The sequence below is a fragment of the Argonema antarcticum A004/B2 genome (assembly GCF_023333585.1).
In the GTDB taxonomy this organism is placed as follows: domain Bacteria; phylum Cyanobacteriota; class Cyanobacteriia; order Cyanobacteriales; family Aerosakkonemataceae; genus Argonema; species Argonema antarcticum.
Genome location: NZ_JAIQZN010000148.1, coordinates 1 through 11895 on the forward strand (window position 1 = coordinate 1; position 11895 = coordinate 11895).

Consider the following 11895-nt stretch of genomic DNA (forward strand, 5'->3'; position numbering starts at 1 on the left):
ACCTTATTATCAACGAGGTCGCCGAGCCGAAACCCTTATCCAATCTACCTTTGAGCTATAGTTGTCTCCCCCCCAGGTAGTAATTGGCAGATTAATGTGAACTTACTGAATTAATTATTCTGATGAAAAACATCTAGTTTTTGATTGACAGCAACGGTATTTAATGGTGTAATTTAAAAAAATAACTTTATTGAATAAGCGTCGCGAAAAAAACTCACGTACTGATTTATATAACACTCAGTTCTTAAGGAAATCTCATGCGTAACATCTTGATTTTCTGTTTGGCTTTGGCTTTAGTTTTGGGAGGGGAAATAGCACTCAGCCATGAGTCCCTGTTTACCGTGCCAAAAAATGAGATCGTAGAGAAGGTAGCCAACATAACACCTGTTGCCTCGATCGACAGCAATGGGGTTGAAGTGGATGGTATCCGCTTTGAAACTGTAATACCGGAGCGTGTATGGCGCATTCCAGAAAATAAGCCGGGTGCGACTACCCCCGTGCCGTTGGGTATCAGCGTTACTAACAATACATCAACTCCACTTTACTTTAGTTTTTATAGTGATATGTTACCAGACCTTGTAGGATCTGATGGTCAATCACTTCTGGCAGGCGGAGGGTTTGAAGGAATATCCTATCCTATAGAATCCGATTTTGTGTTAGCAATGCCAGGAGAACGCGTGACTTATTTGAGGGAGGCAAAGCTGTTTTGGAATGATAACCAACTTTTACTTGGTTCCCATAACTCGCGTGTCAACTTGCGTCTTGGTACATGGTTTTATCAAGATCTTAAGCCGGGTTCTTATTACGTCCGATTCAAGTATCGCAACCGCGAATCGCAAGCAACGTACTATAAACCGGAAACCAAGCAATACATACGGTTAGAAGCTATTTGGACAGGCCAGGTAATAATACCCTTTGTGGAAATACGTTTAGTTATGCCTTGATTCCAAAGGTTATTGCAATGGCTTTTATAGTTGATCAAATCTCAGCAATATATTTGTCAAACTGTTGCCTAAAGGAGCTACAAGAAATGTCATCAAAGCAATCTCAGCTAGTTTTCTTAACAACGACCTCATTGTTCATACTGACGAGCCAGTCAAGTTTCGGTTTTTCTATTAATGGCCCTCGTACTACTTCTGCCTTGTCATATACTCGTACATCGGATGGCAGCGATGGTACTGTGGCAACATATAACATTGTAGAAGAACTACTGCCTCCTAGTAACAGTAGTGATTTTATGATAACGCTGAAAAATCAGTTTCCTGGCTGGAATTTTGATAATGATCCAACTAATATCTTAACTGGTAGTTTTGATATTCAAACGTATAGGCCGTGTCTGGGAATTACAGGCTCCACCGGATGTGCGGTTTCGGCAATTACGCCACCAGACGTAGCTGGAGCTTTTCTTAATTTAAAATATACGGCTGGTACGGGCGACCCAAGTCTCGCTCGTGGAAATAAAATCCATTGGATTCAACGTATATTTAATAACTATGACATCTCCGCCGGGTATGGTAACAACCAGAATACGATTGACACTCAGTTGCCAGATAATCCGTACTATGACTCTATTTATCCTTTTTTCAACGATCCTTCTCTAAAGCCAGACGTTTTCAGAGACACAGTAACCCGAAGAATCTTTCCAGTTCCTTCCCCCTCAGACATTCGTTGGCAGGCAGAACTTTATTTGGTTGAGGAGACTGCAACTAAGATGGTTGAGGGGAAAATCGTTGGAGATGTCAAGATTTACAACGGTATCACATGGGGCTGGACAAACACACTAACCCCTAAACCCACCAAAACATATTCCGACAGCCTATCCTCCGGTTACGAAGTAGACAATTTCACCCTCAATGGACTGACACCAGGTTCCAAATATTACGCCTGGACTAAAAACGACCTGCCCTCAAATAGCTGCAACCCCAACACATACCTAAGTGCATATAACAACAAAAGTATTTTGACTAATTACGACAACGACAGCAGTTTAGTAGGAGATGGTTTTGCTTCCGCCCTCACCGGAATTGTAGGAGGCGATGGTATCATCAACCTAGATGTCAGATCTGCTAACGTCGGTCATCGTGGAGAAGACAAAGGCAACTACGAACTCAATGTCAAAGTGTACTCACCTGAAGAATCTCCACCTGAACTTATCGTTGGTGGTAGTGGCGGTGGTGGAGTTAGCAGGGAAAGACCCGGTGGGACACAACAAACCCCCATACTTCCAAATCGAAGTGACGGTAATTGGCAAGTCTTCTCAAATGTTCCCGGCTGTCGCTGGTACGACCCCCACACCACTCACGGTTTTGAATTTCAAGCATTAGAAAATACCCTATTTACCGAAATTCTCGACTTCCCAGTAGGTCTTGACAACCGCTTCACCGTAAGAGTAGGAGATGCCATCTTGGGAGAATTTGGCCTAGGAGATAGCCTAGACTTTGTATCTCTGCTGGGTCAAGGAGTTTCTCACTTTAAAATTACGGATATCGATTCATTAATTGGTGAAACAGAATCAACTGCTTTTCCGATTCAATTAGCATTCAATCAGAGTGTAGGTAGTTTTCAAATGCGTGCAATTGAAGAAACACCTGACCCTAAAAAACTTCCCGAACCTACTGCTATTTTGGGTTTATTAATGCTAGTGGATGGGGAGTATTCCAAGGACAGAAAATCAGAAAGGATAAACAGCCGTGAAACATCTATACAGATTTCTGTTTGTCCTCAGCATCATTCTCATCAATCCTTGGGGGAGTAGTCGAGGCGAAATCTGGACGCAGCCAAAAATCTTTGCTGTCATACTCATTACTCTATTAAATCTTTCAATTTTATGGACAGAAAGATTTGATATAACCATACCCCGTAATTGGAAAATCAGCAAACTGCTCTGGGAAATATTTCTCGGCATCGGGCTAATTTCAACTATCTTCAGTCCTTTTCCTCTACGTTCTCTGTTCGGTCAAAATGAGATGGGTGATGGGTGGCTGTATTGGTTGCTAATTGCTGCGTTTACGCTCAGCAATACGCTGGTGTTAAAATATCGCCCATCAATAGTGCATTCCCAACTCAACGGTTTACTTATCGGTGGAGTGATTCTGGCACTTAGCATTTTTCCTCAAGTTCTTAACTGGAAAATTGACTATACCGTTACAACTGGTCAACTGTTACGGGACAATATTTTAGTGAGTACTATTTTCCAAGCTCAGCAGCCAATTGGTTTGTATTCCCATCGGGGTCATGCAGCTTTTGTATTAGCAGCAGTGGCGGTGTTGGCGGTAGTGAGTTGGCAGAAAGGATGGATAAATAACGGCAACTTCGCAATCTCCACAATTTCGATTATCCCAGCACTATTATTTACTCAAAACAGAGCGGGAATATTAGCTCTAATTATAGCAGTCACTTACTTATTAGGACAGAAATATTATCAGCTATTAATTCCGGCCACCCTAGTTTGTCTGTTAGCGATCGGCATCAATACTACTACTCGTAAAATCGATAATCTGCCTCTCATCAAACAAATCACGTCAGACAGAATTTATTTATGGCAGCTATCAGCATCGGCAATAGTTCAGCGTCCAATATTCGGATGGGGTATGAATGGTTTTGGCATCGCTTATCCTTATATTTACACTTCCAGCTGGACACCTCGAATTGTTCATCTCGGTGATTTTAGTTTCGATTATGTTAATAAGGAAGGAGTAATTCGGACAAAACCGATAATCTCAAATAAAGCCCACAACCTGATACTCGACAGCAGTTTATCGGTAGGTATTTTGGGGATGGTGTGTTACGGCGTGCTATTGGGATTCTGTTTGTGGTGCGTAGTATTGTCCCCGAATCGTGGGGTAGAAGCAGTGGCTTTAGCCTACCTAGTGTTTGCTTTCACCTGGTTTGAATGCGCCCAGTTTACCTATCTATTTTGGTGGGTACTCAGTCTCAGCAGTGAAAAAGATGCCAAAGCAAAGTAAATTTTCTCATCTACGAATATCAAACTTTAGGTGGTTTTCTACTTGAGCATACCAAATCCGGGATAAAAACCCCCGTTATCCATAAGAAGGGTGAAGCATTGCGGTAGAAAGGCTTTGGCTCTTGGGAATACACTTATTGCCGCAATGCTTCACCCCTACACTTCACACTATAAAGGGGGTAAATAACCCGGATTTGGTATCATCTGTAAAAAATTCCTATGACTATGCCCAGATTATGAATTGGAATGTCTAGAAGCTTTTCTAACATTGGGAAATTCGACTCCTGTTCTATTACTTGTCAGCGATCGCTCTCCTCGATTATCAATCTAATTCTATTCTGGTAAGAATTCAGAATTCATGGATTGCTCTGGAGTGTAGGGACATACTTCTGGAAATACCTGTTCGCCTAACTGAGTCTCTCGAATCGCCAAAGCTAAACCTAATTCGTAAGCAGTAAGGAAAACTTCACTTAGATAGGATTTCAAACTAGGACTATCCTGCAAAAGCAGTTTGATTTGAATACGTTGCTCTCGAATAGTACCCAACCAACTATTTCTGCGTTTTTCAGATTGGAATTGCCATTTTAGTAGATGTCCTAACAAAACTCCCAGTCGATTTCTCAGTTCTTGCCGTTCTTTCCTGCCCAATGTCTCAATTTCCTCAATTAGATTAAGAGTGTCTAATTTATCCCAATGTTGAGTTTTGAGCAGACTAACTTGCTCTTGAGTCCAGGCATGGAAATCTATTTCATAGAGGTCAGATATGTACATTGTTTCCATATTTATAAACCCTATTTTCTGTTTATTGGTTAGACCATCGAAGGCTATACTTTACGATTATTTCAGTTTGGAATAGGGTAGCGGATCTTTTAACCCCAACTCTTCAAATGCCGCCAACCGCAACCGACAAGAATCACAAACTCCACAAGCTAATTCTTCACCAGCATAGCAAGACCAAGTTTTTGACCAAGGTACGCCTAAGCTATTTCCCAACTGAATAATTTCGGTTTTCTTCAAATTAATTAAAGGCGTCAAAATAGCGATCGCATTTCCCTCCCTTCCCTGTTTCGTTCCCAATCGAAACACTTCCTGCATCGCTTGGATATAGTCGGGACGGCAATCGGGATAACCGGAATAATCCAAAGCGTTGACACCGATGTAAACTCGTTCGGCATTTATTGCTTCCGCATACGCTAGCGCAAAACTCAAAAATATGGTATTGCGGGCTGGCACATAAGTAACTGGGATATTTTGGGCCATTTCAGCCAGAGAGCGATCGCACGGCAACTCAATATTTGTATCCGTTAGCGCAGAACCACCCCACAAACGCAAGTCAAAACTGACTACTTGGTGTTGTGCGACACCAGCAGAGCGAGCGATCGCACTTGCAGCCTCCAACTCCTGCCGATGGCGCTGCTGGTAATCAAACGAAAGGGCGTAGCACTCAAACCCATGAGCTTTTGCTTGATACAGAACCGTTGACGAGTCCAATCCCCCAGACAGTAAAATCACCGCTTTCACGACCTTTCCCTCGCGCTGCTTACCTGTAAACGTACTGATATTGGCTACTTAGAAGTTCCCTTTACTACAAAAAGTGCTTTCGATCGACTGATTGTGTGTAGGAACATAAAGTCAGCTTAGAAATTCTTAATCAATGAAGACACTATGCTACCATCTGGATGGTTTTTGACGGCTACTTGTCGGATAAGACCCAATGTGGTGGAGGAGCATAACAGAGTGCCAGATAGCATCTCAGTGAGATTTGCGAACGCTTACCTGCAACGAAATCAACCAGAACCGTTGCGGATTGGGGTGATCGGGGTGGGCAACATGGGACAGCATCACACCCGTGTTCTCAGTTTACTCAAAGACGTAGAACTCGTAGGCGTCGCCGACATTAACGTCGAGCGCGGTTTGGATACTGCCAGTAAGTATCGAGTTCGCTTTTTTGAAGATTATCGCGACCTCCTTCCCCATGTGGAGGCGGTCTGCATTGCCGTACCCACGAAACTGCATCACGGAGTCGGGATGACCTGTCTCCAACGCGGTGTTCACGTTTTAGTTGAAAAACCGATCGCCGCCAGTATTGCCGAGGCCGAATCCCTGGTCAATGCAGCAGCTGAGTCGGGACAAATTCTGCAAGTGGGTCACATCGAACGGTTCAATCCAGCTTTTCAGGAATTCACCAAAGTGCTGAAAACTGAAGAATTGCTGGCTTTGGAAGCGCACCGCATGAGTCCGTACTCCAATCGGGCCAATGATGTGTCTGTTGTTTTGGATTTAATGATCCACGACATCGACCTGCTGCTGGAATTGGCAGCAGCCCCAGTGGTCAAGCTAACAGCCAGTGGCAGCCGCGCCTCTGATTCTGGCTATTTAGATTACGTGACCGCCACCCTGGGCTTTGCCAATGGCATCGTAGCCACTCTCACAGCTAGCAAAGTCACCCATCGGAAAATCCGCCGGATTTCCGCTCATTGTAAGAACTCGCTGACAGAAGCAGACTTTCTTAACAATGAGATTCTGATTCACCGACAAACGACTGCCAACTATAAGACTGACTACGGTCAGGTACTTTATCGGCAGGATGGTCTGATTGAGAAGGTCTACACCAGCAACATTGAACCGCTTCATGCAGAGTTGGAGCATTTTGTCAATTGCGTGCGGGGTGGCAATCAACCTTCTGTGGGCGGCGAACAAGCTCTCAAAGCCCTTCGGTTGGCAAGTTCGATCGAACAGATGGCCCTCGACGGTCAAGTATGGAACCAACGAGAGTTGGAGCGTATGAATCAGCCGACGCTAAAGGTGTAATACAATTTCAAGCTTGAAAATTTCAGATTGCAGATTGAAAAATAAAAATTGAAATTTGCAATCTAAAATCTCAAATCTAAAATCTCTCGGCTAATAGCTTCACTAACCAAATGATTGCCTTGAGGACTGAGGTGAATATGGTCTCTGTATAAGGTTTCTGGCTGCTGGGCTTTGTTGAAGATCGGCAGAAAATCCAAATATAGAATTTGCTGGCTTTGGGTAAAGTCAGTAAGTCTTTGCCGTTCTTTAAGTTCGTAATCGCGCGGCCCAGGATTGCCGATTTCCCGCAGTAACGGCGTCATAGCCAGTAAAAAATGGCTATTTCTTTGCCCTGCGATCGCCTGAATTTCCTCGATCGCCGCCAAATTACGATCGACGCGATCGCCTTCTTCCCCATTCACCGCCGCCAACTTGGGTGCTGGTAATAGGTAGCGGTTGAAAACTTCCGCCAAAGCTAGGGGAGGTTTGCGATTGGGGTAATTGCGATCGCGTCCCACCGGCAGCGACGTAGGTGCTGTAGCAAACAAGTCATCGGTATTGATCAGCAACACCACAACTTGGGCGTCGAAAGTACCAAACCGCTCTAGGTAAGCTAACTCATTCCTTGGCCCCCAGGAATTTGCCGAGGCATTGAGAACTTCAACTTCCTTAAATCCAATATCGCCAACACGCGATTCCATCTGGTGAGCTATCATCTCTGAAATAATGTTGGCTTGCTCAGTCCACCAACCACCATTGGCGATCGAATCCCCCAACAGCAAAACCCTCAACGTAGAATGCGATCGCTCCCTAGTGACAGCGTGACTACGCATAGAATACTGATTAATTTCGATCCGATTCCCAAAACGGCGAGTCCGCTGATTAGGTGCCAGCAAATAACCAATCTGCTCATCAGCAATATAAATGAGGGGATTGCCGAAACCAAACAGCAAACGCAGTCCCACTTCCAGCAGCAGCAAGAACCCCACAATAATTGCCAAGATCGCTAGCGCAACTTTCACCCCTTTTTTCCTCATCTAGACTGTCTTTAACCAGTCTAGTTGACACTCTCAGGTCGTCATACACTGAGATTCTTCCTTCACAGAACGATGCCTTACAAAGGCAGTACCTTTGCTTGGTCTTACTCTTTCTCCAGAAGCTATCGAGGTAGGGCATACCTCTAACATTACCGGACTATCAGATAAGTAGGTTGGCGTAAATAAACTGAACACCCAGAAACACGGTTTCGCCAACAATACCTTTTTTATTAACAAAAATTTTCGTCTCTCAGCCCTCCCAGTCATGGACGAGCCTACGTTTCAAGGCTAATCTAGACCAGGAAACCTTATTTCCCAATCTTCTAGCGCTAAGTACAGAGGAAATATTTCACTGATATGACAGACCTAAACCGTGGAATCATGAAATTCGATGGAGCCGATAGCCCAAAGGCGATCGCCATTTCGGCAGTTTTAGTACTCGGTGGTATTGCCGTACTAATCTTGTGGGCCTTGAATTCTGCCTACGCCATCAATTAAAGGATTGAACCTCACCCCCCCTACCCCCCTCTCCGCAACGGAGAGGGGGGAGAAGAAAGACTCCCCACTGGGGAGTCTTTGTATTTCTCTCCTCCCCGTTGACGGGTCGGGGAGGGGGCAAGGGGGTGGGGTTAAATTTCTCCCGCACTCCCACTTCCTGCTTTTGGTGTGAGTTAACACAATCAAATAGCTGTTGTTCCTATACCCTGAAGTGATTGATTGTAATGGAGAATATAAATCTCGCTTGTTGCAATCCTACAGCCCTATCCAATACCCAAATCAGAACAACAGCAGCATGGTAAACCTGACCCCGAATTCCTCTTTTAGCGTCACCCTCCGCTTGGAACTGCCCAACCGCACGGGGATGTTGGCAAGCGTAACTCAGGCGATCGCATCCGTCGGCGGCAATCTCGGTCAAATAGACTTAATTGAGCAAACGCGCCAGATCTCGATTCGAGAACTCACCATCGATGCCTCTAGCAGCGAACACGAAGAGAAAATTGTGCAAGCGGTTAAGACACTCCCGGATGTCACCGTTCTGGAGGTCTACGATCGCACCTTTAATCTGCACCGCAGCGGCAAAATTACTGTAAATAGCAAAATCCCGATTAAAAGTCAAGCAGACTTGTCGATGGCATACACACCGGGTGTCGGTCGGATCTGCACTGCGATCGCCGAAGACCCAGCACAGGTATACACCCTCACCATCAAACAAAACACCGTCGCCATTGTTACCGATGGCAGTGCCGTACTGGGATTGGGCAATCTAGGCCCTTATGGCGCTTTGCCAGTCATGGAAGGCAAAGCGATGTTATTCAAAGAATTTGCCGGTATTGACGCCTTTCCGATCTGTTTGGCAACTCAAGATACCGACGAGATTATCCGCACTGTCAAAAACATCGCCCCCGTCTTCGGCGGCATCAACTTAGAAGACATCGCCGCACCCCGCTGTTTTGAAATAGAAGACAGACTGCGAAAGGAATTAGATATTCCCGTATTTCACGATGACCAACACGGCACCGCCATTGTTACCCTAGCTGCTTTAATTAATGCCCTCAAGCTTTTGAAGAAATCTATTTCCGAAATCCGTATCGTGATTAACGGTGCTGGTGCTGCTGGGGTGGCGGTGGCGCGTCTGTTGCGAAAAGCTGGTGCCCAAACAATCTGGATCTGCGACACCAAAGGTATTATCTCCCTGAGTCGTACCGATCTAACCGAGCAAAAGCTAGAATTTGCCGTCAAAGCGCAAGGTTCTCTGGCCGGGGCCTTACAAGGTGCCGACGTTTTCATCGGTTTGAGCGCACCAGGGGTTCTGACGCCCGAAATGGTGCGATCGATGGCCAAAGACCCGATCGTTTTCGCAATGGCAAATCCAATACCAGAAATTCAACCAGAGTTACTGGGGTCGGATGTAGCGGTGATCGCCACAGGTCGCAGCGATTATCCAAATCAGATCAATAACGTTTTAGCCTTCCCCGGCGTCTTTCGCGGGGCCATAGATTGCCGTGCGTCGTCAATTACCACAACGATGTGCTTGGAAGCTGCTTATGCGATCGCTTCCCTGATCAATCCCTCCGACCTCGATCGGGAATATATCATTCCCTCGGTATTTGACAAACGAGTTGCTATAGCCGTCGCCGCCGCCGTTCAACAAGCAGCGCGTCAAGAAGGTATCGCCCGCAGTTAGCAGAAAGTTAACAGTTAAAAGGCAAAAGAAAGATTTTAGATTTTTACTTTTGCCTTTTACCTTTCTTATAATGGTTAAGACAAATTCAGATCTGTAGGTTTTCTAGTCCAAGGTTGGACTGTATTAACCGCCAAGGCGATTGCTATAACTATGTCATCCGTACCAAAAATAACCAGAAAAAAATCTATAACCCGTCGCAATCTTTGGTTTGAAAGATTGATGGCACTCCTCGCTTCGGCAAATTTAGGTTTAGTGCTGTTTGATTTAAGCTATACACCCTGGCGCAACTTTTGGCTACAAGGTAATATACATTTGCTTAACTCTACTATCAAAATACCTCTGCCTCCAATTACTAAATGGTATGACCCAATTAAGGGTATTGAACCAAATCGAGACACGCAAAAATATCTAGATACTGTAAATGCACTAGAAGAACAAGTAGCGCAGACAGGATTGCAGTCGCCGCAAGTTGAAAACTTACTGGCAGAACTGCGTCGCCTCAGCAGCGAAACGATCGATACCGATCCATTTCGCGTCGCCAATAAGAGCGGTACGCTGGAGAAAATTAAGAATCGAATGCGCGATCGCATTGGCCTAGATTCGGCTCGTCAATCTTTCAACACCTTTTGGACTCAAGACTACTTATCAAAATATGGATGGCAGAAAGAACAGATATTTTTTAACACCAAAATACGCCCTTTAATAGAGACAAACTATTATCGTCCCATCGGTGAAAATGGCGAATTTGTTGACTACTTATGGATCGTCGATTTGCCATTTGTAATCCTTTTCGGCCTTGAATTTTTAGGACGCACCTGGTTTATCAGTCGCCGTCACGTTGGGATTAGCTGGCTAGATGCTATGCTGTGGCGTTGGTACGATATCTTGCTATTAATACCATTCTGGAGATGGTTGCGAGTCATACCAGTTACTATTCGCCTCAACCAAGCTGAATTAGTAGACCTGGAACGGATACAAACGCAAGTTACTCAGGGTTTCGTCGCGACTTTTGCAGAAGAAATAACTGAAGTTGTAGTAGTCAGGGTGATCAAGCAGGTTCAGGGATCGATCGAACGAGGTGAAATAACGCGCTGGCTATTTCAATCAGAAAAACGCACATACATCGATATCAATAATATTAACGAAGTAGAAGCGATCGCTGAGATTATCATCAAAATGCTCGTCTACCGAGTTTTACCAAAAATACAGCCAGACTTGTCAGCTATCCTGCGTCACAATATTGAAAGCATTCTCAAAAATTTACCCGCCTATAAAAATATCCAAAGCATACCTCTGCTAGCCGAAATACCCAACCAGTTAGCTGAAAAGCTAGTTACAGAAATATCGCAAGCAGCTTATGAAGCCATAACTTCGGCACTTGAAGATCCAGTGGGATCGAAACTTTCTGCACAACTGGTGCAACATTTCGGTGAAGCGATCGCCTCGGAAGCGCAAAACCAGCAAACCCTAGAAAAAATTCAAAGTTTACTCTTAGCTATGCTCGAAGAAATCAAAATCAATTATGTAGAGCGTTTATCTCAAGAAGATATAGAACAAATTATGGAAGAAACGAGAAAGATACATCAGCTGTCACAGCCACAAGATGGACAGATTTCCCATTACAAATAAGTTTGCTGTGCGATTTGTTAGTACCGTTAACTGGATGTAGACTTTCGCGTCTGGGCCGATCGATTAGATCCTTTGGATTTATTTCGGCTAAATCTCTACACTCTCTGGTGTAGGGGCAATTCATGAATTGCCCCTAGATCTGTAGTAAACATTTAGGTAAGGTCAGGTATAATACAAGAGGCAGGGTTCATCAACAGTTGTCACTTTACTAAAATTTACTCACAATCCTTCACTTTTACTCCCTTGCCTTACCACACTCGCCCAAACCCATAGTAAAATTTGGCTATGCT

10 protein-coding genes are annotated in these 11895 nt (G+C 44.6%); 7 read left to right on the forward strand and 3 right to left on the reverse strand.

Annotated features, from left to right (window positions below):
• Positions 1 to 257 precede the first annotated feature (257 nt).
• From LAY57_RS33150 to LAY57_RS33160, 3 genes are all read left to right on the forward strand, one after another.
• Positions 258 to 944 (forward strand): hypothetical protein, encoded by a 687-nt coding sequence (locus LAY57_RS33150; RefSeq protein ID WP_249071450.1) that lies wholly within the window; start codon positions 258 to 260, stop codon positions 942 to 944.
• Positions 945 to 1030: 86 nt separating this feature from the next.
• Positions 1031 to 2755 (forward strand): hypothetical protein, encoded by a 1725-nt coding sequence (locus LAY57_RS33155; protein WP_249071451.1) that lies wholly within the window; start codon positions 1031 to 1033, stop codon positions 2753 to 2755.
• The gene (locus tag LAY57_RS33160; protein ID WP_249071452.1) at positions 2691 to 3965 is read left to right on the forward strand and encodes an O-antigen ligase family protein; all 1275 of its coding nucleotides are present in this window, start codon (positions 2691 to 2693) and stop codon (positions 3963 to 3965) included. Before LAY57_RS33155 ends, LAY57_RS33160 begins: the two co-directional genes overlap by 65 nt.
• Positions 3966 to 4297: 332 nt before the next feature.
• Here the strand turns inward: LAY57_RS33160 and LAY57_RS33165 are convergent, their stop codons facing one another.
• Positions 4298 to 4744 carry a DUF29 domain-containing protein gene (locus LAY57_RS33165; RefSeq protein WP_249071453.1) on the reverse strand — a complete coding sequence of 149 codons (447 nt, stop codon included), beginning with the start codon at positions 4742 to 4744 and terminating at the stop codon, positions 4298 to 4300.
• A gap of 57 nt (positions 4745 to 4801) precedes the next feature.
• On the reverse strand, positions 4802 to 5485 hold the full coding sequence (queC, locus tag LAY57_RS33170) for a 7-cyano-7-deazaguanine synthase QueC (RefSeq protein WP_249071454.1): 684 nt from the start codon (positions 5483 to 5485) through the stop codon (positions 4802 to 4804).
• Positions 5486 to 5794: 309 nt separating this feature from the next.
• Between queC and LAY57_RS33175 the strand changes: the two genes are divergently transcribed.
• Positions 5795 to 6775, forward strand: coding sequence for a Gfo/Idh/MocA family oxidoreductase (locus LAY57_RS33175; protein WP_476726983.1), 981 nt, complete (start codon positions 5795 to 5797; stop codon positions 6773 to 6775).
• 62 nt (positions 6776 to 6837) lie between these two features.
• Here the strand turns inward: LAY57_RS33175 and LAY57_RS33180 are convergent, their stop codons facing one another.
• Positions 6838 to 7776, reverse strand: a complete 939-nt coding sequence (locus LAY57_RS33180; RefSeq protein WP_249071455.1) for an SGNH/GDSL hydrolase family protein — start codon at positions 7774 to 7776, stop codon at positions 6838 to 6840.
• 372 nt (positions 7777 to 8148) lie between these two features.
• On the opposite strand from LAY57_RS33180, the gene LAY57_RS33185 reads away from it, so the two are divergent.
• From LAY57_RS33185 to LAY57_RS33195, 3 genes are all read left to right on the forward strand, one after another.
• The gene (locus LAY57_RS33185; protein ID WP_249071456.1) at positions 8149 to 8289 is read left to right on the forward strand and encodes a hypothetical protein; all 141 of its coding nucleotides are present in this window, start codon (positions 8149 to 8151) and stop codon (positions 8287 to 8289) included.
• Between the two features lie 295 nt (positions 8290 to 8584).
• Complete coding sequence (locus LAY57_RS33190; protein WP_249071457.1) at positions 8585 to 9976, forward strand: malic enzyme-like NAD(P)-binding protein; 1392 nt, start codon at positions 8585 to 8587, stop codon at positions 9974 to 9976.
• A gap of 150 nt (positions 9977 to 10126) precedes the next feature.
• Positions 10127 to 11605, forward strand: coding sequence for a hypothetical protein (locus LAY57_RS33195; protein ID WP_249071458.1), 1479 nt, complete (start codon positions 10127 to 10129; stop codon positions 11603 to 11605).
• The last annotated feature ends 290 nt before the right edge of the window (positions 11606 to 11895 follow it).

Bases quoted from the DNA above. Each gene is read 5' to 3' on its own strand.
- LAY57_RS33185 (WP_249071456.1), top strand. From the start codon at position 8,149: ATGACAGACCTAAACCGTGGAATCATGAAATTCGATGGAGCCGATAGC.
- LAY57_RS33150 (WP_249071450.1), top strand. From the start codon at position 258: ATGCGTAACATCTTGATTTTCTGTTTGGCTTTGGCTTTAGTTTTGGGA.
- LAY57_RS33175 (WP_476726983.1), top strand. From the start codon at position 5,795: ATGGGACAGCATCACACCCGTGTTCTCAGTTTACTCAAAGACGTAGAA.
- LAY57_RS33155 (WP_249071451.1), top strand. From the start codon at position 1,031: ATGTCATCAAAGCAATCTCAGCTAGTTTTCTTAACAACGACCTCATTG.
- LAY57_RS33190 (WP_249071457.1), top strand. From the start codon at position 8,585: ATGGTAAACCTGACCCCGAATTCCTCTTTTAGCGTCACCCTCCGCTTG.
- LAY57_RS33165 (WP_249071453.1), bottom strand. From the start codon at position 4,744: ATGGAAACAATGTACATATCTGACCTCTATGAAATAGATTTCCATGCC.
- LAY57_RS33195 (WP_249071458.1), top strand. From the start codon at position 10,127: ATGTCATCCGTACCAAAAATAACCAGAAAAAAATCTATAACCCGTCGC.